This is a genomic window from Burkholderia sp. AU38729, assembly GCF_020419725.1.
Taxonomy (GTDB): Bacteria; Pseudomonadota; Gammaproteobacteria; order Burkholderiales; family Burkholderiaceae; genus Burkholderia.
Genome location: NZ_JAIZQO010000002.1, coordinates 832,584 through 853,149 on the forward strand (window position 1 = coordinate 832,584; position 20,566 = coordinate 853,149).

20 protein-coding genes, 1 pseudogene and 1 riboswitch are annotated in these 20,566 nt (G+C 67.6%); of the genes and pseudogenes, 9 read left to right on the top strand and 12 right to left on the bottom strand.

Annotated features, from left to right (window positions below; translation table 11 throughout):
• Positions 1-97: 97 nt before the first annotated feature.
• Entirely contained in the window at positions 98-451 is a 354-nt protein-coding gene (locus tag LGM56_RS08705) for a YciI family protein (RefSeq protein ID WP_226204158.1), read from the bottom strand.
• A 204-nt stretch (positions 452-655) separates the two neighbouring features.
• On the opposite strand from LGM56_RS08705, the gene LGM56_RS08710 reads away from it, so the two are divergent.
• The 5 genes from LGM56_RS08710 (at position 656) to LGM56_RS08730 (ending at position 5,122) form a co-directional block, all read left to right on the top strand.
• Positions 656-2,512: an ExeM/NucH family extracellular endonuclease gene (locus tag LGM56_RS08710; RefSeq protein WP_089497444.1), complete on the top strand. Its 1,857-nt coding sequence runs from the start codon at positions 656-658 to the stop codon at positions 2,510-2,512.
• Between the two features lie 5 nt (positions 2,513-2,517).
• Positions 2,518-2,811, top strand: coding sequence for a hypothetical protein (locus tag LGM56_RS08715; protein ID WP_144023118.1), 294 nt, complete (start codon positions 2,518-2,520; stop codon positions 2,809-2,811).
• Complete coding sequence (locus LGM56_RS08720; protein ID WP_089428053.1) at positions 2,798-3,184, top strand: DUF883 family protein; 387 nt, start codon at positions 2,798-2,800, stop codon at positions 3,182-3,184. Before LGM56_RS08715 ends, LGM56_RS08720 begins: the two co-directional genes overlap by 14 nt.
• A 64-nt stretch (positions 3,185-3,248) precedes the next feature.
• On the top strand, positions 3,249-3,833 hold the full coding sequence (locus LGM56_RS08725) for a YSC84-related protein (RefSeq protein ID WP_089497445.1): 585 nt from the start codon (positions 3,249-3,251) through the stop codon (positions 3,831-3,833).
• A 236-nt stretch (positions 3,834-4,069) separates the two neighbouring features.
• A complete protein-coding gene (locus LGM56_RS08730) occupies positions 4,070-5,122 on the top strand; it encodes an AI-2E family transporter (protein ID WP_226204161.1) in 1,053 nt (350 codons plus the stop codon).
• 43 nt (positions 5,123-5,165) lie between these two features.
• Here the strand turns inward: LGM56_RS08730 and LGM56_RS08735 are convergent, their stop codons facing one another.
• The 7 genes and pseudogenes from LGM56_RS08735 to LGM56_RS08760 form a co-directional block, all read right to left on the bottom strand.
• Positions 5,166-5,681, bottom strand: a complete 516-nt coding sequence (locus tag LGM56_RS08735) for a thioesterase (protein ID WP_226204163.1) — start codon at positions 5,679-5,681, stop codon at positions 5,166-5,168.
• A 206-nt stretch (positions 5,682-5,887) separates the two neighbouring features.
• Entirely contained in the window at positions 5,888-6,904 is a 1,017-nt protein-coding gene (locus LGM56_RS08740) for an NADP-dependent oxidoreductase (protein WP_089432337.1), read from the bottom strand.
• A gap of 37 nt (positions 6,905-6,941) precedes the next feature.
• Complete coding sequence (locus tag LGM56_RS08745; RefSeq protein WP_059521513.1) at positions 6,942-7,730, bottom strand: SDR family oxidoreductase; 789 nt, start codon at positions 7,728-7,730, stop codon at positions 6,942-6,944.
• A 467-nt stretch (positions 7,731-8,197) separates the two neighbouring features.
• On the bottom strand, positions 8,198-8,788 hold the full coding sequence (locus LGM56_RS08750) for a phosphatase PAP2 family protein (RefSeq protein ID WP_089497447.1): 591 nt from the start codon (positions 8,786-8,788) through the stop codon (positions 8,198-8,200).
• Positions 8,789-8,869: 81 nt separating this feature from the next.
• The gene (locus tag LGM56_RS08755; protein WP_226204165.1) at positions 8,870-10,186 is read right to left on the bottom strand and encodes an Nramp family divalent metal transporter; all 1,317 of its coding nucleotides are present in this window, start codon (positions 10,184-10,186) and stop codon (positions 8,870-8,872) included.
• Positions 10,138-10,245: pseudogene (locus LGM56_RS37010) on the bottom strand (AraC family transcriptional regulator); the annotation flags it as partial. The pseudogene LGM56_RS37010 and the gene LGM56_RS08755, both read right to left, overlap by 49 nt.
• Before the next feature lie 12 nt (positions 10,246-10,257).
• The gene (locus LGM56_RS08760; RefSeq protein ID WP_413226765.1) at positions 10,258-11,187 is read right to left on the bottom strand and encodes a helix-turn-helix domain-containing protein; all 930 of its coding nucleotides are present in this window, start codon (positions 11,185-11,187) and stop codon (positions 10,258-10,260) included.
• 497 nt (positions 11,188-11,684) lie between these two features.
• On the opposite strand from LGM56_RS08760, the gene LGM56_RS08765 reads away from it, so the two are divergent.
• Together LGM56_RS08765 and LGM56_RS08770 are read left to right on the top strand one after the other, a co-directional pair.
• Positions 11,685-12,608: a LysR family transcriptional regulator gene (locus LGM56_RS08765; RefSeq protein WP_226204167.1), complete on the top strand. Its 924-nt coding sequence runs from the start codon at positions 11,685-11,687 to the stop codon at positions 12,606-12,608.
• A 104-nt stretch (positions 12,609-12,712) separates the two neighbouring features.
• Positions 12,713-13,114 (top strand): OsmC family protein, encoded by a 402-nt coding sequence (locus LGM56_RS08770; protein WP_011355890.1) that lies wholly within the window; start codon positions 12,713-12,715, stop codon positions 13,112-13,114.
• 130 nt (positions 13,115-13,244) lie between these two features.
• On the opposite strand, the gene LGM56_RS08775 is transcribed toward LGM56_RS08770, so the two are convergent.
• The gene (locus LGM56_RS08775) at positions 13,245-14,126 is read right to left on the bottom strand and encodes a Dyp-type peroxidase (protein ID WP_226204169.1); all 882 of its coding nucleotides are present in this window, start codon (positions 14,124-14,126) and stop codon (positions 13,245-13,247) included.
• 482 nt (positions 14,127-14,608) lie between these two features.
• Here LGM56_RS08775 and LGM56_RS08780 point away from each other — a divergent pair, with 482 nt between their 5' ends.
• A complete protein-coding gene (locus tag LGM56_RS08780; protein WP_089497453.1) occupies positions 14,609-16,471 on the top strand; it encodes an ABC transporter ATP-binding protein in 1,863 nt (620 codons plus the stop codon).
• Between the two features lie 80 nt (positions 16,472-16,551).
• Here the strand turns inward: LGM56_RS08780 and LGM56_RS08785 are convergent, their stop codons facing one another.
• Positions 16,552-17,523: a phosphatase PAP2 family protein gene (locus LGM56_RS08785; RefSeq protein WP_226204171.1), complete on the bottom strand. Its 972-nt coding sequence runs from the start codon at positions 17,521-17,523 to the stop codon at positions 16,552-16,554.
• 187 nt (positions 17,524-17,710) lie between these two features.
• Between LGM56_RS08785 and LGM56_RS08790 the strand changes: the two genes are divergently transcribed.
• Positions 17,711-18,424 (top strand): riboflavin synthase subunit alpha, encoded by a 714-nt coding sequence (locus LGM56_RS08790; protein ID WP_089497455.1) that lies wholly within the window; start codon positions 17,711-17,713, stop codon positions 18,422-18,424.
• Between the two features lie 13 nt (positions 18,425-18,437).
• Here the strand turns inward: LGM56_RS08790 and LGM56_RS08795 are convergent, their stop codons facing one another.
• Entirely contained in the window at positions 18,438-19,070 is a 633-nt protein-coding gene (locus LGM56_RS08795; protein ID WP_226204173.1) for a shikimate kinase, read from the bottom strand.
• Positions 19,071-19,119: 49 nt separating this feature from the next.
• A complete protein-coding gene (locus LGM56_RS08800; RefSeq protein ID WP_226204175.1) occupies positions 19,120-20,361 on the bottom strand; it encodes a voltage-gated chloride channel family protein in 1,242 nt (413 codons plus the stop codon).
• 79 nt (positions 20,362-20,440) lie between these two features.
• Positions 20,441-20,547: riboswitch (Fluoride riboswitch) on the bottom strand.
• Positions 20,548-20,566: the final 19 nt, after the last annotated feature.

Here is a 20,566-nt window from a genome sequence, read left to right on the forward strand (position 1 = left end):
AGCGCCCGTTCATCGGCGCCTTATCCGGACGACGGCCGGAAGACGGCCGGATCGACATATTCCGCGACATGCCAGGGTAAACACCGAGTCGCGACCTTCACAGGAAGCACGGACCGACCGCCCGCACCTCGACCGTGCACCATTGCGCGGCCGGGCACTGGCGCGCGATCTCGATCGCTTCCTCGCGCGTGTCGACGTCGACGAGGAAGAAGCCGCCGACCATCTCCTTCGCTTCCGCGAACGGGCCGTCGAGCAGCCGCGTCTCGCCGTCGCGCACCTGCACGCGCGTCGCGCGCTCGGCGCGCTCCAGCGACTCGACGCCGCGCAGCACGCCGCGCGCCTTCAGCGTCTCGGCGAAATCGACCATCCGCGCGTACAGCGCCTGACCTTCGTCGAGGGTGCGTTCGGCGCGCTGCTCGGTCGGCTCGACGATCAACAGCATGTAAGACATGGATGACTCCTGTAGGAACGGGGCGCGGCAGCGTTCGCTGCGCGATCGGGATGCGCCGGCCGATGCAAAAGCGTAGCAGCCGCCGTGCGGCTTGCATCGTCGGCCGATCGGCAACTGGCCGGACGGCCATTTCGGCCGCTTCCTGACATTTTGCCGTCAAGATGCCTTCCCGAACCGTCGGATTTTCTTCCTGTGGACCGCCCCATGTCACGCCTGCTTGTGCCGCTTGCCGTTGCACCGTTCATCACGCTCGCCGCCCTCCCTGCCCGGTCGGCCTCGGCCGCGCCGCCCGTCAGCGCCGGCTGCGGCGGCGCAACCACGCCGATTGCCGACCTTCGCGGCGCCAGCGGCCCGTCGCCGCTGGCGGGGCAAACGACCTCGATCGAAGCGGTCGTCACCGCGGCATTCGGCGGCGCCGACGGCCTCGGCGGCTTCTTCGTCCAGCAGGCCGACGCGCAGCGACGGCACCGGCCGGGCGTCCCCGAAGGCGTGTTCGTGTACGCGCCGAGCGCGCGAGCGCAGGCCGGCGATCGCGTGCATCTCACGGGCCGCGTCGACGAGCGCTACGGTCGGACGCAATTCACGCTGTCGGGCGGCGTGACCGTCTGCGCCCGCGGGCAACAGGTCACGCCTGCCACGCTCACGCTGCCCGTCGCCACCCCGGCGGTGCTGGCCGCGCTTGAAGGCATGCGGGTGCGCCTGCCGCAAACGCTGACGGTCAGCGATACCCGCGAACTCGGCCGCTACGGCAGCGTCGTCCTCAGCCACGGCCGGCTGCGCATCCCGACCCACGTCGCTCCGCCGGCCGAGGCCGCCGCGATCGCGACCGCCAACGCACGCAACCGCATCGTGCTCGACGACGGCTCGACCCGCCGCGATCCCGCGACCGTGCGCTATCCGCCGCCCGCGCTGAGCGCCGCGAACACGCTGCGCGCGGGCTACACGGTACGCGGCGTCGAAGGCGTGCTCGAACTGCGCTACGGCGCGTGGCGGCTCCAACCGGTCGCCGGCGCGGCGCCGGTGTTCGATGCCGCCGCGAACCCGCGCACCGAGGCGCCGCCCCGGCACCCCGATGCCGACGTGCGCATCGTGTCGTTCAACGTATTCAACTATTTCAACGGCGACGGGCGTGGCGGCGGTTTCGATGCCCCGGCCAACCGCGGTGCGAAAACGCCTGCCGCGTTCGCGCGACAGGAGGCGAAGATCGTCGCGGCGTTGCGCGCGCTGCGTGCCGACGTGATCGGGCTGATGGAAATCGCGAACAACGGCCACGGTGAAACAAGCGCCGTACGCCGTCTCGCCGCGCAACTTGGCGACGGCTGGCGTGCGGTCGAGCCCGGCACCGCGCGTCTCGGCCGCGATGCGATCGCAGTCGCGCTGCTGTACGACAGCCGCACGGTCGAGCCGGCCGGGCGCGCCGCGACCGTCTCACTCGGCGGCCGGCACCGCCCGCCGCTCGCGCAGACATTCCGGCGCGCCGGCGGCACGCGCGCCTTCACGGTCGCGGTCAATCACCTGAAATCGAAGAACTGCCCGAACGCGACCGGCGCCGATCGTGACCAGTCGGACGGCCAGGGCTGCTGGAATGCGGCGCGCACGCGGGCCGCCGCGCGCATCGCCGACTGGCTCGCCGCGTCGCCGACCGGTGCCACGGCCGATGGCGTCCTGCTGATCGGCGACCTGAACAGCTACGCGAAGGAAGATCCGGTGCGCGCGCTCGAGTCGCGCGGCTACGCGAACCTGGTGGCCCGCTTCGTCGGCGATGCTGCGTACAGCTACGTATTTCGCGGCGAAGCGGGCAGCCTCGACCACGCGCTGGCCACGCCGGCGCTCGCCGCGCGCGTGAGGGCCGTGCACGTCTGGCACATCAACGCCGACGAGCCGGTCGCCCTGCAACCGTTGCCTGATTACAAAACGGCCGCGCAACGGTCGATTTATTACGCACCCGACGCGTACCGGTCATCGGATCACGATCCCGTCGTGATCGACGTCGCGCTTGGCGATGGCCGCACGTCAGCCACCCCGGGCACGAACCATGCTTCTCGACCAACGGTTGATTAGTGCATTTGCATCAGCACAAGGCCTGCAACGGCACTATTTACCTGATGGCCCCGGTGACGCGATATTTACCGGGCCTTCACCGCGTACCGCAGCCCGATACGCCGCTTCGCCCGGAATGCGAATTTTTTTCAATCGCCGCGCAGCCCCGTGCGGCGGGGCTTCGCGGCAATCCTGCCGACGAATTGAAAATTTGTCTCGAAACAAAATCGGGCCAAGTGAATCACACAGGTTGCTGGGATTCGTCTTATCTTCAAATTTGCCTTGAATCGAAGGAGGATAAACACCATGGCGCTCACTGACTCGATCGAACACAAGCTGGACCGCGGCCTGTCCGACATTCGTCGCACGGGCCGGCGCGTGGGACGCACGACGCGCTCGGCCGCCCGCGACCTGCATGACGACGTCACCGACGATCTGCGCGGGCTGGTCGACGAACTGGAAGATCTGCTGAAAAACGACGGCGACGGCGATATCGCCGCGCTGCGCAAGCGCGTGCAATCCAAGCTGGATGAAGCGCGCGGCGCACTCGACCATGCGTCGGGCAGCGCGGCCGCCCGGCTGCGCGATTCGGCCGAACGCGTGTCGCAGGTCGTGCAAGACAACCCGTGGCAAACCGCCGGCGTCGTCGCCGGCCTCGCGTTCGTTGCGGGCCTGCTCCTTGCCCGCCGTTGAGCGGAGCCGGCCGCCACGCGCCCGCCCCGTCCGTCCTCAATCAGACAAACGAAGGAGAAACGCCATGCAGAAGACCTTTGCCATGAAAGCCGCCGCCGCCGTCCTGCTCGGCAGCCTCGCGCTCGCCGGTTGCACGACCACCCCGGACAAACCGGAAGGCGCCGCGGCCAGCGCGTCGAAGCGCCAGTCGATCGACGCCAGCGTCAACGCGACGCTGTCGCGCCTCTATTCGACGGTGCCGGGTTCGCGTGAACTCGTCGCGAAATCGCGCGGCGTGCTCGTGTTCCCGAACGTGCTGCAGGCCGGCTTCATCGTCGGCGGCCAGTCGGGCAACGGCGCGCTGCGCGTCGGCGGCAGCACGGTTGGCTACTACAACACGTCGTCGCTGTCGGTCGGCCTGCAGGCCGGCGCGCAGTCGAAGGCGATCGTGTTCCTGTTCATGACGCAGGATGCGCTCGACTCGTTCCGCAAGTCCGAAGGCTGGGCCGCGGGCGCCGACGCGTCGGTCGCGGTCGTGAAGGTCGGCGCGAACGGCGCGGTCGACTCCAACACCGCCACCGCCCCGGTCGAGGTACTGATCCTGACCAACGCGGGCCTGATGGGCGACCTGTCGGTGAACGGCACCAAGGTCACGAAGCTCAACATCTGACGATGCGGCACGCGGCATCGCGCCGCGTTTGCTTCCCGGCAGCGCCGCGGCCCCGGCCGCGGCGTTTTCGCATGGGCCGCGCGCAGCGGCTATGATGGCGGCGCCTTTGCGGGCATACTCCGCTTCGGGCCGCCCTGCGTCGCATTTCGCCGCGAACCCGTGACGATCGAGAACCGATCGCGCGCGGGGCAACGAGATTCAATCAAACCACGCATCAATCTGCGCGAACGTCATCCATGGAAAGCGGACACGACCACCAAAAATTCTTCTATTTCCTGCTGGCCGCGGTCACCGTCGGGCTCTGCTGGATCCTCGCGCCGTTTTCCGGAGCCGTGTTCTGGGGCACCATTCTCGCGATCCTGTTCCAGCCCGTGCAGCGCTGGCTCGCCGCACGCTTCGGCAAGCGGCGCAACCTGGCCGCGCTCGTGACGCTGTCGCTGATCGTCCTGATCGTGATCCTGCCGCTCGTGTTCGTCGCCGCGACGCTCGTGCAGGAAATCGCGTACGTGTACCAGGAGCTCAAGGACGCCCAGCCGAACTATTCGCAGTATTTCCACGACATCATTCACGCGCTGCCGACGTCGATCCAGAACCTGCTGCAGAAATACGGGCTGACCAACATCCCGGGCATCCAGAAGAAGCTGACCGACGGCGCCGCGCAAATCAGCCAGTTCGCGGCCACCCAGGCGCTCAGCATCGGCCAGAACACGTTCCAGTTCGTCGTGAGCTTCGGCGTGATGCTGTACATGGTGTTCTTCCTGCTGCGCGACGGCGGCGAGATCGGCCGCCGCGTGCGCCGCGCGCTGCCGCTCGACGAGGAGCACAAGAACCTGCTGCTCGCGAAGTTCACGACCGTCGTGCGCGCAACGGTGAAGGGCAACATCGCGGTCGCGCTCGTGCAGGGCGCGCTCGGCGGCCTGATCTTCTGGATCCTCGGGATCGAGGGCGTGGTGCTGTGGGGCGCGCTGATGGCGTTCCTGTCGCTGCTGCCCGCGATCGGCGCGAGCCTCGTCTGGGTGCCGGCCGCGCTTTACTTCGTGATGATCGGCGCGGTCTGGAAGTGCGTGATCCTCGTCGCATTCTGCGTGGGCGTGATCGGCCTCGTCGACAACCTGCTGCGCCCGATCCTCGTCGGCAAGGACACGAAGATGCCCGACTGGGTCGTGCTGATCTCGACGCTCGGCGGGATGGCGCTGTTCGGCATCAACGGCTTCGTGATCGGGCCGCTCGTCGCCGCGCTGTTCATGGCGAGCTGGGACATCTACGCACGATCCGAACAGGGCGAATGACGCATCGCGTGGCCGCGTGCCACGCACCTGCCGGCACGCGCCGTCACGGATGGCGAATGCGGATCACGACGGGCGCCTCGGCGCCCGTTGCTTCATCCGCCGCCAGCAACATCACGCCGCCATACTGACCCACGCGATACGTGCGGCCCGATACCAGCGGCACGCTTCGATCGTCGTGCGCATCGCGCCACGTTGCACGCACGCGCGAAGCGACATCGGGCGAGAACGGCGCACCGTCGGGCCCGATCAGCGCCACCTGGGCGCCCGGCAAACGCCGGCCATGGGCATCGAATCGCAGTGTTGCCGCCGCCCCGCCGTTCGCCACCGCTCGTCCTTCGACCACCTCGCCCGACGGTGCGTCGAGCGTCACGTCGTAGAGATCGACGAGCGCCCCCGTGAACCGTACGATGCCGTCCGACGCGGCATGCCCGGCCGCCACCGCATTCGACATCGCGAACGCCACGCCAAGCCCGATTGCGATCTGCCGTACGGCACCGGCACACCGCACCGTTCGATTGTGCATCGCCACCGATGCCGCCCGCTTCGCGTCGTTTCGCATGCTCCCTCTCCTCTGCCGTGACCAGAAAAAAAGGCGGCGTGACGCGTCGGTCACGCCGCCTGTCTGCTGGCAATCACTTTAGGGAGAGACGTCCGGACAAGATATGGGACTAGTCCGAAACTAAAGCTCGGTCGTTCGAACGCACCGCGTTCGGCACCCGCTCGCGGCAGCGTACGAACGGCATCGCACGCTGCGCGGTGGGCCGGTCACGCGCCGGGATCGACGCGCAGCACGAGCTTGCCGCGATGGTCGCCGTCGAACAGGCGATTCAGCACGTCGGGCGCATTCTCGAGACCGTCCGCAACCGTCTCCTCGGCCTTGAGCCGGCCGTCGCGCAGCCAGCCCGCGAGCGTCTGCACGGCTTCACGGCTCTTGCGATAGTCGAGGATCAGGAAGCCGCGCATCGTCAGCCGCTTCGAGATCAGCACGCCGACGTCGTCTGCCGCGCGCCCGCTGTTGTAGTTCGAGATCACGCCGCACAGCGCGACGCGGCCGCCGATCACCATTCGCGACAGCACCGCGCGCATCACCTCGCCGCCGACATTTTCGAAGTTCACGTGCACGCCGTCCGGTGTCGCCGCCTTCAGTTGCTGACGGAAATCGTCGGCCTTGTAGTCGACGGCCGCGTCGAAGCCGAGCGTCTCGGTCAGGTAGCGGCACTTGTCCGCGCCGCCCGCGATGCCGACCACGCGTGCGCCGTGGATCTTGCCGATCTGCCCGGCGATCGAGCCGACCGAGCCGGCCGCCGCCGATACCACGAGCGTCTCGCCCGGCTGCACCGGCGCGATATCCGTCAGCCCGTAGTACGCGGTCAGCCCGCTCATCCCGCACGCGCCGAGCAGCGTCGGCAGCGGCAGGCCCGACGCCGCGGGAAGCTTCACGAGCTGCGCGGCCTGGTCGGCCGGCACGACCGCGTAATCCTGCCAGCCGACGAGCCCCTGCACGAGATCGCCTTCCGCGAACCCCGCGTTGCGCGACGCCACCACGCGCCCGATGCCGAGCGCGCGCATCACCTCGCCGATCGCGACGGGCGGCAGGTACTGCGGCACGTCGCTCATCCACACGCGGTTGGTCGGGTCCATCGACAGATACAGCACGCGCACGAGCACCTCGCCGTCCGCGAGCGCCGGCACCGGCGTCTCGACGAGCGAAAAGTGTTCGCGGCCGACCCGCCCTTCCGGGCGCGTCTTCAGCAGCAGTTGGCGGTTCACGGGTGTGGACACGATGTTCTCCTCCGGTCGTAGTAGTTCGGGATGCGCGTCAGACCGCGCACATGCCGCCGTCGATCACGAGTTCGGCGGCCGTCACGAAGCGGCTCTCGTCGGACGCGAGATAGACGGCCGCGTGCGCGACGTCGTCGGGCTCGCCGAGCCGGCGCAGCGGAATGCCGCGCGCGAGCTTGCGCGTCGCGTCGCGTTCGCCGAGCGACTGGAACAGCGGCTCGACGATCCCCGTGCGGATGAACGCCGGGTGAATCGAGTTGCAGCGCACGTCGATCTCGCGGCGCGCGCAGTCGATCGCGACCGACTTCGTCAGCGACGCGACCGCCGCCTTCGACGCGTTGTACGCGGTGAAATCCGGCTCGACCTTGAACGCGGCGACCGACGAGATGTTGATGATCGACGCGGGATGGCTCTCGGCCAGATACGACAGCGCGTGCTTGCAGCCGAGCACGATGCTCTCGACGTTGATCGCCATCACGCGCCGCCATTCGTCCAGCTCGATCTGCGCGGGCGAGCCGATCGAGCCGACGCCCGCGTTGTTGACGAGCACCGACAGCCCGCCCATCGCGTCGACCGCCTGCGCGAGCAGCGCCTGCCAGCGCGCTTCGTCGCGTACGTCCTGCGTCGCGGCGAACGCGACCGGCGTCGCATGGCCCGCGTTGAGTTCCTGCGCGAACGCGTCGAGCACCGCCGCGTCGGCGATGTCGGTCACGAACACGCGCGCGCCCTGCTCGACCATCCGGCGCGCGATCGCGCGGCCGAGGCCGCCCGCGGCGCCCGTGATGTATGCGCACTTGCCGGCAAGGCGCGAAGAAACGACTGTCATGTGACCTGCTCCTATCGTGAATCGTCGTCGCGGAACGCTGCCGCGACGGGTGGGCCGTGCCTGTTCCGGCCGACGCGGGCCGGTCGACCGTACCTCGACATCACGAGGCGCCGCACGGTTTCCGCGAGTATATCGACATGAACCTGACGCGTGCCGGACGCGCCGGGCAGCCTGCCCCGGTTGAACGACAGCCAGCGTACGCGAATGCCGCCAATCGATGAAATGAATAATCGTTATGCCCGGTCATAGACTTTGTTCATGACCTTAGCGTGTCGGCGCACAGGCGCGGGCCGGTGGCACGCGCGGATCATGCAGACCGGGCGGATCGTTGATTCAGGCAATGACGAAGCGCGGCGTTCCGCGCGGACGCGAAAGCACTCGGGAAGATGAGCGGTGTGAAATCGTGCAACCGCCGGGCGAATGCCGGCGGCAAGAAGGCGGCGCCGGGGCGCCGCGACCGGCTAGCGTCAGAATCCGTCGCCCGACGGCGCGCGCACGAACGCGCAGAGTTGCGGCGAATGGGTGTCGATCATCTGCTGGAACGGCGCACGGTGCCCGTACGCGATGCCCGACACGAGCAGCAGGCAGGCGGCCGCGACGCGCGGCGAGAAGGCACGCTGACGCGCGCTGTCGTAGCCGCGCAGGAACACCAGCGCGACCAGCGCGCCGAGCATCCAGCCGACAATTACCTCCGGCACGGTATGCGAATGATCGAACACGCGCGCGACGGCCGTGATCGCGCCGACGGCCAGCCCGGCCGCGATGCCGGGCGCCTTGCCCGGCCGGAACGCCTGCCAGAGCATCGACAGCGCGACGGTCCACACGGACGTCGACAGCATCGTATGGCCGCTGATCACGCGGAAATCGAATTGCGGCAGCTCGATGCCGCACCCGGCATACAGGATCTTGGTGGCGCCGACGAGGCCCATGCCGGCGGCGAGCAGCACGCCCCACCGGACGGCGAGGCGCCAGTCGGTGAGCGCGAACCATGCCGCGCAGGTCAGCGCGATCGGCAAGGTCAGCGCGGCATCGCCGATGTTGCTGATTTCACTCCACATAACGGACTTCGGACGACGATCGAAAGGCCGCAGTTTACCGCATGCGCGCCGCGCGGCTGTGTCAGCCTGTGTCAGGCTGTATCAGCCCGCGACACCGGTAATCAGCAGCAGGTTCGTGCCGGTGATGACGGCGAACAGCGCCCACGCGGCAATCTGCATCCCGCGCCCGATCGTGTGCTCGCCCATCGTGTTGCGATCGCTGACCGAGCGGATCAGCGGCCACATCGCGAACGGCAGCTGCAGGCTCAGCAGCACCTGGCTCCATACGAGCAACTGCCCCACCGAGCTGTCGCCAAGCCACAGCACACCGATCAGCGCCGGCACGAGCGCGAGCCCGCGCGTGATCAGCCGGCGCTGGTAGCACGGGATCTTCGTATGCAGGAAGCCGTCCATGATCACCTGGCCGGCGATCGTGCCGGTCAGCGTCGAGCTCTGCCCCGACGCGAGCAGCGCGATGCCGAACAGCAGTGCCGCCGCGCCGCCGGCGATCGGCGTAATCAGATTGTAGGCCTGCTCGATGTCGGTCACGTTGTGCTGGCCCGTCGCATGGAAGGCCGCGCCCGCGACGATCAGGATCGCCGCGTTGACGAGCATCGCGACGAACAGCGACACGCAGGTATCGATGCGCACCAGCGCGAGCGTGTCGCGGATCATCCCGCGCGCGCCGCCGACCACGTGCCGCGTCTGCACGACCGACGAATGCAGGTACAGGTTGTGCGGCATGATCGTCGCGCCGACGATGCCGAGCGCGAGCACGATCGCGTCCTTGCGGTCGTGGCCCGGATCGCCCGGCACCAGCCCGCCGACCACCGCGTGCCAGTCGGGCGGCGTGATCGCGACCTGCGCGACGAAGCAGAACGCCATCGTCGCGATCAGCGCGAGCACGATCGCCTCGATCTGCCGGAACCCCTTGCCCTGCAGGCCGAGCACGATCACCGTGTCGAGCGCGGTCAGCACGATCCCCCACGCGAGCGGCACGCCGAGCAGCAGCTTGAACGCGAGCGCGCAGCCGAGGACTTCCGCGATGTCGCACGCGATGATCGACACTTCGGCGGTCGCCCACTGCACGATGCGGCCGAACCGGCCATAGCGGTCGTAGCTGGCCTGCGCGAGATCCCTGCCGGCGACGAGGCCGAGCCGCGCCGCGAGCATCTGCAGGAAGATCGCCGCGAGGCTCGAGAACGCGACGACCCACAGCAGCGAATAGCCGAACTGCGAGCCGGCCTGGATGTCGGTCGCCCAGTTGCCGGGATCCATGTAGCCGATCGCGACCAGCAGGCCGGGGCCGAAGAAGCGCTTGAGCTTCTGCCAGCGCGGCGCGCCGGCATCGATCGTGATGCTGCCCTTGACTTCCGACGGGCAGAACGGGGCGGTGGCGGTGGTGGGGAGGAAGGACATGGAAACCGGGGCTCGAGATCGGGACAGGACGATTCTACGGGTATCCGCCCGATTTTCTCCCGCATGGCCTGTCACGCGGCGCGATGCCCCTCGGTGCCGTCGCCGGCGCCCTCGCCCGCATCGGCCGGCCTCGCGCCACGGGTGAGGATCCTTTCGCGCTCGGAGACGCGAAATTCGGTCGGCGACATCAACATGCGCTGGCGAAACAGCTTCGCGAGCCGCTCGCCGCTGCCGAACCCGGTGCGGCGCGCGACCTTGTCGGCCGGCAGCGTCGTGTGGACCAGCATGTGGCAAGCGCGCTCGAGCCGCACGTGCTGGACGAATTCGGTCGGCGTCACGCCGATTTCCTTCTTGAAGCGCCGCAGGAAGTTGCGCTCGCTCATCGCGGCGGCCTGGGCCGCGTTCGCGATCGAGATGCGGTTCACGCTCTGCGCGCGCAGCCGCTGCGCCGACATCCGGATCGACGGGCTCGCGCTCAGCTCGCGAAAGGCCCACATCGACTGTGCATAGCGCTGCTCGACCGGCCGCAGCAGGTTGCTGGCGATCTCCTGCGCGGCAATGTCGCCGAGCTCGACGCGGAACAGGTCGAGCACGGCGGCGAACACGTCGGTTTCGCCGGCCTGCAGCTCGACCGTCGCGGCGACCCGTCGCCCGCCCCGGCCGGGCCGCCCGTCGAGCGCCGCCGACGGACGCTGCATGGCCGCGAGCGTGGGCAGGTCCATCCCGTCGACGATCCAACGCGCATGACGGCGAATGTCGGCGAGGCGACGCTGCAATGCGTCGTCCCAGTTGACGACCGCGCGGGCACCGTGAAGATGAAAGAACGCGAGCGCGCGGCGGCCGTGCTCGTCACCGAGCGGATCGGCCGCGATGCTCACGCCGGAGGACGACTGCACCAGTCCCCCGCTTTCGGATACGTACTTCAACTGGTAGTCAGCACTGTATGCGTGCAGGCGATTCGCCAGGTTGAAAGCCTCGCCAAGACGCGCGGCCTGGGCCAACGAAAATCCCGTACTCAAATAGATAACGACCCATCTCTGATCTGCTGCATTCACTGGCCAAGCCCCCGACTTGTTCGACTTCTTCTAATACCGTCGAACTGTCAGGCTTATATTTGGTTTGAATGCGTGCGACAGGACGGCTATCCCGAAATATGAAGCGACGGCATCTTAGCCGAACGGGTCGCGCCTTTGGCGCGAAATGGCCGACGTGGACAGCATGATGGCGGATTACTACAGGCTGTCACGGTTTGCCGGCGGCCCCGTGTGGAATTGCCCGGGCCGATATTGCTCATTATTACGATTGCATGCAGCGCAATCCGCGCATTTTCATTGCGACTTATTGCGTCGGATATCCGGATAAATGCACAACCGAATATCGGCTCAAACGATATCGATTCGTATCCCGTGCCATCGATCGCCACGCAGGAAGCTCGCCGTATCCGTTGCCTGCGCATCCTTTAGAATCGGTCCACCCTTCACCACGCCACCCGCGCCCCGTGCCCGCCGATCACCGTCTCGACCTGAACCTGTTTCGCGTGCTCGACGCCGTCTACGTGCATGGCGGCATCGGCGCGGCCGCCCGCGCGCTGCACCTCACGCAGCCGGCCGTCACGCATGCGCTCAACCGGCTGCGCGCGCATTTCGACGATCCGCTGTTCGTGCGGCAGGGCAACCGCGTCGTCGCAACCGAGCGCACGCGCACGATCATCGCGGACGTGCAGTTGCACCTGAAGGGCCTGCAAGGCACCGCGCGCGCACCGTCGGCATTCGATCCCGCGACGCTCGACCTGAGCATCGCGGTCGGCATTCGCGACGTCCTCGAATCGATCGCGCTGCCGCGGATCGTCGCCGCGTTCGCCGACGAAGCGCCGGGCCTGCGGCTCGTGAGCCGCCGCATCGCGGTGGCCGACATCGAGCGCGAACTCGCATCGGGCAATCTCGATCTCGCCGTCGATCGCCGCGTGCCGACCGGCCCGCGCATCGCCACCGAACACCTGCTCGACGATTCGCTCGTCGTCGCGCTGCGCTACGATCATCCGCTTGCGCACGAACCGCTGCGGCGCGGCGACTATTTCGCGGCGCGGCATGTCTCGGTGTCGTCGCTCGGCGAGCCGCAATCGCTCGACGTGCTGCTCGGCAACGACGGCCGTTTCCGCGATATCCGGCTCACCTGCCAGCACTATTTCGCCGCCTGCCAGATCGCCGCGACCGGCAACCTGCTGGTCACGCTGCCGCACACCTATGCGTTGCGGATGGCCGCGCTGCTGCCGATCGTCGTGCGGCCGCTGCCGTTGCGGCTCAAGCCGTTCCCGCTCCTCGCGTACTGGCACGAATCGCGCGACGCCGATCGCGCGCACCAGTGGGTGCGCGAACGTATCGCCGCGCTCGTGCGCAGCAGCGCCGGCGTCACCGACGCCTAGCCGCGCGGCGCACGCCGTCCCGATCGGGGCGGTATGCTGACGGCTGCGCGCCGCCACGCGGCACCCGCTTCCCTTTCCCTCTTTCCGCTGACCGGAGACTTGCCATGTCGCTCATCCATGCCGCCGCCGTCCTCGACGCCGATGCACCCGACTACGTCGTCCAGCTGCAGGCCGGCACGCACGCGTTGACCGGCGACGAAGCGCCCCGCGAAGGCGGCCAGGATCGCGGGCCGGCGCCGTACGAGTTCGTGCTGGCCGGCCTCGCGCAATGCACGGCCGCGACGCTGCGGATGTACATGCAGCGCAAGACGTGGCCGGCCACGCGCATCGACGTGCGCACCGAGCTGCATGCCGATCGCGACGGCACGCAATACGTGCGCCGCGTCGTGACGCTCGACGGCCCGCTCGATGAAGCGCAACGCCAGCGCCTCGCCGAAATCTGCGAGAAAACGCCGGTCACGCAGTTCATCAAGCGCGGCACGCGGATCGACACGACGTTGAACTGACACACCACGCACGAAAGCACACGGCACACGATCGCCGCGCAAAAGGAAACGGGACACGATCGCCGCGCAAAAGGAAACGGGAGGCCGCGCACGATGCGCGGCCCCCCGTTTCGTCGACCCCGTCAGGCGCTTACAGTCCGAGCGCGGACAGGTCGAGCTTGCCGTCCTTCAGCGGCGGGCACCAGAAATACGCGCCCGTCAGCGGCCGCGTGAAGCGAAACAGGCCGTCGACGATCCCGTCATCCGCGCCGCTCATCCGGCGCATCTGCACGTCGAACGCGCGGAACGAGCAGCCGAACGCGACGAAGTAGAGGCCCGCGCGACGCGCGTCCGACCACGGCGACGAACGGCGCAGCATGAACGCCTCGGGCTCGAAGCTTTCCTGCGCGGTGCGCTTCACGTGCGCGAATTCGGGCGCGTCGTCGAGTTCCTCGTTGTCCGAGCGGCGGCGCCCGACGATGTTGTCCATGTCGCCCGACGGAATGCGTTCCATCTGGTCGAAGTCGTGCAGCCATTGCTGGACCGCGACGAAGCTCGCCCCGTCGAGCCCGGCACCCTGCCCCGTCACGATCGCCGCGGCCACCGCGTCGTCGCCCTCCGGGTTCTCCGTGCCGTCCTCGTAGCCGGACAGGTCGCGATCGTTCGAATAGCGGAAGCCGTCGACCGCATCCTGCAACGCAAACGCCGGCGCCAGCGCGCGTTCGATCGCCCGTGCGCGCAGCACGAGCTCGCCGCGATCGTCGCCGCGCAGCCAGACCCACACGTCGGCCGGCGTCGCCGGCAGCGTGCGGTCCTTCACCGCGAACGCCGGGAATTCGGTCAGGCCCGGCACCGGGCGCCCAAGGTACGCCGCCAGCGCATGCCCGAACCCGACCACCGTGTCGCGTCCGTCGACGATCTCGCGCAGCGCGGCCAGCGCCGCCGCCACATTGCCGTCATTCGACATCGTGAAAGTGAGGTATCGGGCCGCCGAATCGATCGGGGTCAGGATGCCTTGCTGAACGTCGCTCATCGTTTCCTCAGGAATGTATCGTGGTGAATCTGCGAGGGCCGCGGCGGCGCGCGCCGCAGACGCCGAAGTTGCAATCGACGCGCGTGCCGGCTGCCGCACTGCGGAAAGGCCGCAAAAGAAGGGCCGAAACCCGGAATATTAACCGTATCGACGCTGCCACGCCGCATTCGTCAGACGTTGCGGCGCGCCCTTCACTGCTGATAGAATCTTTTCACGTCTTTTCGGCGTCCTTTCAACCGTTCACTTCAGGGGAGGTGCAGATGTTCCGAATGCCAGCCACCTTCCCGAACGTGGTCCCACGGCGCGGCTGATCCAGCCCGCCGTTCGCGCCGGCTCCCGAGTTTTCCGCTAACCCGTCAGCCGCCGTTTCCCGACAGCCCGTTTCGTTTTTCCGCCCGCGATGTTCGCGCGGTCCGGCTGTTGCGTTTTCGATGTTCTCCGAACCGGAAAGTCCCGTCGCGCGATGCGCCGGGCAACGATAAATGACCAGAAAAACCTCCCATCTGGGCGGCCAGGCATTCCAGGCCGTCTTCGGCTTTACCTTCCGCTACTGGCGCAAGCAGCCGGCGCGCACCGCCACGGTCGCGAGCCTGGCCCTGCTCGCCGCGCTCGCCGACGTGCTCACGCCGCTGTTCGCGGGCCGCCTCGTCGACGCGCTGTCGACCGGCCTGACCGACCGCGCCGCCGCGTGGCATGCGGCCCTCGTCGCGTTCGGCACGCTCGCGGCGCTCGGGCTCGGCGCGACGGTGCTGCGGCAAGGCGTCTACCTGAACATCATCACGCTCACGTTGAAGATGATGAGCGAGATCGCGGCCGCGTCGTTCCATCGCGTGCAGCGCTTCTCGACCGACTGGCACGCGAACAGCTTCGCGGGCTCGACCGTGCGCAAGATCACGCGCGGCATCTGGGCGCTCGACCTGCTGAACGACACCGTGCTGATCGCGTTGCTGCCGTCGGTCACGATGCTGGTCGGCGCCACCGTGCTGCTCGGCACGCACTGGCCCGTGATGGGGCTCGTCGTCGGCGCGGGTTCGCTGCTGTACATTACGGTGACGGTGGCGGTATCGCTCGGCATCGTCGCGCCGGCCGCGCGGCTCGGCAACCTGTGGGACACGCGCATGGGCGGCGCACTCGCCGATGCCGTGAGCTGCAACGCGGTCGTGAAGGCGTTCGGCGCGGAAACCCGCGAGGAAGCGCGGCTCGCGCGCGTGATCGGCAAGTGGCGGCAACGCACGCGCCGCACGTGGGTGCGCGGCACGCTCAACGGCGGGTTGCAGGGCGCGATGCTCGTCGCGATGCAGGCCGCGATGATCGGCGTCGCGCTGCGGCTGTGGGTGAACGATGAAGCGAGCGTCGGCGACATCGCGTTCGCGCTGACGATGTTCTTCATGCTGCAGGGCTACCTGCGCGACGTCGGCATGCACATCCGCAACCTGCAGCGCTCGGTGAACGACATGGAGGAACTCGTCGCGCTCGAACGCCAGCCGCTCGGCATCGACGATCGTCCCGGCGCGCCGGCGATCCGGATCGGGCAAGGCGAGATCCGCTTCGAGCACGTGACGTTCCGCTACGGCAACCATCCGGTGCCGCTGTACGACGACTTCTCGATGCGCATCGCGCCGGGCGAGCGCGTGGGCCTCGTCGGCCACTCGGGATCGGGCAAGACGACGTTCATCAAGCTGATCCAGCGCCTGTACGACGTGTCGGGCGGCCGCATCACGATCGACGGCCAGGACATCGCGCAGGTCAGGCAGGATTCGCTGCGCAGCCAGATCGCGATCGTCCAGCAGGAGCCCGTGCTGTTCCACCGCACGCTGGCCGAGAACATCGCGTATGCGCGCCCCGATGCAAGCCGGGCCGACATCGAGCGCGCCGCGCGGCTCGCCAGCGCGCACGACTTCATCGCCACGCTGCCGGACGGCTATGACACGCTCGTCGGCGAACGCGGGATCAAGCTGTCGGGCGGCGAACGCCAGCGGGTCGCGATCGCACGCGCGTTCCTCGCCGATGCGCCGATCCTGATCCTCGACGAAGCCACGTCGAGCCTCGACAGCGAAAGCGAGCTGCTGATCCAGCAGGCGATGGAGCGGCTGATGGTCGGCCGCACGACGCTCGTGGTCGCGCACCGGCTGTCGACCGTGCGCGCGCTCGACCGGCTGCTGGTGCTCGATCGCGGCAAGGTGATCGAGGAAGGCAGCCACGACGCGCTGATCCGGATCGAAGGCGGCATCTATCGCCGGTTGTTCGAGCGGCAGGCGCTGGAACTGGCGAAGGGCCTGATCGAGACGCCGCGACGCATGGTGAACGGTGACGCCGGCCCGCTGGGGGAGCCGGCGGAGGCTTGACGGAAACCCCATCGCATCCGGGCGCGCGGCACACCGCCACCGCGCGCCCGGATGCGCTGCACGGGACATCGATGCGATCGTCAGGAATTCACCAGTCCAGTGCGTCCGTCATCGGCTTCGTTGCGGGGCGCCACGCGTTCCACCGTACGCTGGCTGGCAAACCACTTGCGAACGAGATAAATCAGCAGTACGCCGATCACGATCCCCGACAACACATCGCACAGGTAATGGCCGCCCTGCGTCGGCGTCGACACGATCATCATGCCGTTCAGCACGATGCCGACCGGGAAGACGAAGCGCACATGCCGCAGCGAATACGCGAAGCACAACGCAAGGATCGTGTGAAGCGACGGAAAGGAAATGAGCCCCTGGGACGACGCGAATGCCAGCTCCCGGACGACTCCGCTTCGCAACGGCGCGAAGTCCGATACGGTGGAAATCGTTCCGGGATCGCGAACGTCGAAGTGGAGAAACGCACTCTCGGCCGGCAGCCAGGCAGCAATCAGGATCGACACGATGACTGCGACGATAAATTGCACCGCAAACTCGGCGTAGTCTTCCGAGTTCGACGTCAGCGTAAGGATGATCGGGATCGCAAGAAGCTGGACACTGCCGGATGCATACGCGAATTGGAGCACGGCATGCCAACCCGGATTTGCCATCACCCATCCATACGTTTGCAGCCAGTGAAATCCGAGCGCGGCATCGATCGATACCAGCGCATCACTCACGAGCGGCAGATCGGTTGCTACAGCCAGATACTGAAGGAGCGCGCCGGCATGCATGAATACCGACATCAACGCGATCCACTGGATCGATTGCGCGACATTCTCGTAGAACGCCTTTCTGGCCGGCACTTTGTATGATGGGCGCGATGCGAGCACGGACGCGACGGCGACGGCGAGGACAGCGGACAGCACTTGGGCGCTTTGCACCAGACTGCCGTTCGCAATCCGGAAATCGACGCGGCATGCCCAGATCACGTCGACGATTATCAGGATGATGGTCACCAGCCACGCGGTCACGTAGATTTTCCGCATATTGTTCGACATACCCCTTTTCTCGTTCTTTTCTGCCGACCCTCGCAATCGCTCGCCGCGGCTTCGTGCCGTATTCCAGCGAGCGCTAGAGAATGACACGCCGCCGTCCGTCAGGCGACGCCGCCCCATCCGGCCCCCGACGCCCCCTCTCCGGATCACTTATCATACCGGCTAGGCAATTTGCGACGAAAGGCAGATCATGTTTACAGGCATTGTTCAGGGTGTTGGCGTCATCAAGGCCATCAAGGATCACGGGGAACTGAGAACCTTCAGCATCGAATTCCCGGAGCGCTTTACCGACGACATCGAGATCGGCGCCAGCGTGTCGGTCGACGGCGTCTGCCTGACGGTGACGACCATCCATTCGCCGGAGCTGATCGACTTCGACGTGATGCTGCCGAGCCTGCGGATCACGACGCTGGCCGATCTCACGACGGGCGCGCACATCAACGTGGAGCGGGCCGCGAAGGACGGCGCGGAGATCGGCGGGCATCCGCTGTCCGGCCACGTCGATTTCACCGGGACCATCCGGCACATCGCGGTGTCCGAACACAACCGTATGGTGCGCATCGGCGTGCCGGAAGCGTTCAAGCGGTATGTGTTCGCGAAGGGCTATATCGCGATCAACGGCTGCAGCCTGACGGTGTCCGACGTCAACCGCGACGAAGGCTGGTTCGATGTCTGGCTGATTCCCGAAACGCGGCGCGCGACGACCTTCGATGCGAAAGGCGTCAACGACACGGTCAACATCGAGATCGAGCGCAGCACGCAGGTGGTCGTCGATACGATCCGGGAAGCGGTCAAGGAGACGCTCGGCGAACTGAACGGTGTCGTCACCGCGCTGCTGGCGGAGAAGGGCATCGATATCGAGGAACTGCTCGCGCGGAACGTCGCGAAGCTGCCGAAGGCGTGACGGAGCGGGAGTTTCAGGTCCGTCGCCGAAGCACCGGGATCAGCCGCCCGCTCGCGACCGGATCCGGACGGCCTTCACTCGACGGCATCGACGCCACGATATAGCGTTCGATGTCGGCCGCCACGTGTTCGGGTGGGCCGTCGCTCGCAAACCGCCTGCAGTTCAGGCGCATGAACGCGGGGAACCGATCGCGGATCTTGCGCATCTCGTCGGCGTCATTCGCATTCAGATACGGCCGAGACATTTGCCGGCCCACGATCAGTTTCGCGCAGCGTTCGAGATCGAACGAAGGCAACAGGAGCGCGGTGAACCGGTCCGCCTCGATGCAATGGCGAAGCGCGGGATAGGCCGGCGCGACATCGTCCGGATACAGCATGAAACCGGACGAAACCGCGCAGATCGTGGGCACCGAAGTACTGCGCTTGAGTTGCTCGTACAGCCGAACGTTGTGCGACGCGTACGCGGCATAGCCGCGGTCCCGGATGAAATCGGCGATGTTCCCGTGCGCGGCCAGGAAGCATTGATCCACGTCGACGAACCGCCAATTCAGGCGCGCCGCGACGATCGCCCCGACCGTGGTCTTGCCGGCGCCGCCCGGCCCGATCAGATGTACCAGCAACGACACGCCCTCCCTCCGACATCGCATGCATCGCGCGCCCGGAGGAGCCGCGACAAATCCGCCTTCCGCGCACGCATCACTCTACCTCCACCCGCGCCCCCTTCCCCACCGCCACCCGCTGCGACCGGTAAATCCCCGCGTGCCCGGAAAACAGATAAGCGACGACGCACGCGACGATCGCATACACGCCGATATCCGCGCCGAACAGTTCGATCGCCATGATCGTCGACGCGATCGGCGTATTGGCCGCGCCGGCGAACACCGCGACGAAGCCGAGCCCCGCGAGCACGGGCACCGGCAATGCCAGCACCTGGCCGAGCGCGTTGCCGAGCGTCGCGCCGATGTAGAACAGCGGCGTCACTTCGCCGCCCTTGAACCCCGACGCGAGCGTGACGACGGTAAACGCGAACTTGCCCGCGAAATCGTAGAGCGGCAGCGGGCCGTGGAACGCGGCCTCGATCGTCGGGATGCCGAGGCCGAGATACTGCGGCACGTTCAGCGCGGTGGCGGCCGCGGCCACCAGCAGGCCGCCGAGCACCGGCTGCAGCGGCGCATAGCGAACCACGCGCCTGAACCCCGCCGTCAGCGCATGCGTCGCAAACGCGAACAGCCGCCCGACCACGCCGAACGCGATGCCCGCGACGACCGTCACGGCCAGCCCCGTCGCCGACACGGCCGGCACGAATGGAATCGCATAGGCCGTGTGATGCACGCCCCACGCGCGACAGACGACGTCCGCGACGATCGCCGATGCAACGCAGGTCAGCAGCGCGTCGTACCGCACGCGTCCGATCGCGAGCACCTCGAGCCCGAACACGGCGCCCGCGAGCGGCGTGCCGAACACCGAGGCGAAACCGGCCGCGATGCCGCCCATCAGCAGCACGCGGCGATGTTCGCGATCGAGGCGAAACACCTGCGTGACGCGATCGGCGAGCGCGCCGCCCATCTGCACGGCCGTGCCCTCGCGGCCGGCCGAGCCGCCGAACAGGTGCGTGACGACGGTCGCGACGAGCACGAGCGGCGCCATCCGCTTCGGCACCAGCGCCTTCGGGTCGTGAATCTCGTCGATCAGCAGGTTGTTGCCGCGCGCGACGGACTGGCCGAAGCGATGGTAGATCCAGCCGGTCGCGAAACCGGCGGCCGGCAGCCCCCACAGCAGCCACGGATGCGCGACGCGCGTGCCGGTCGCCCAGTCGAGCGCGATCAGGAACAGGGCGGAAGCCGTGCCGGCCAGCGTGCCGAGCAGGGCCGAGAGTGCGAGCCAGCGGCACACATAGCGCACGGTCGCGAGAAGATCGGCAGAAGTCGTGAAAAACATGATTTCCAGATTCGACGGAACATCAAAACCTGGGCGGCAGAAACCCGCATGGACGGCCTGCGACCTCCTGACGACCCAGGAACACGCAGGCATCATCAGCCGGGCGAACCGGCGGTTGAGGGCCGCACCGTGCGCAACAACGCGCCGGATACGACCGCAGGGAGGCATGCCATCTCCGCTGGCCGCCATTGTACGCGACGCCCTG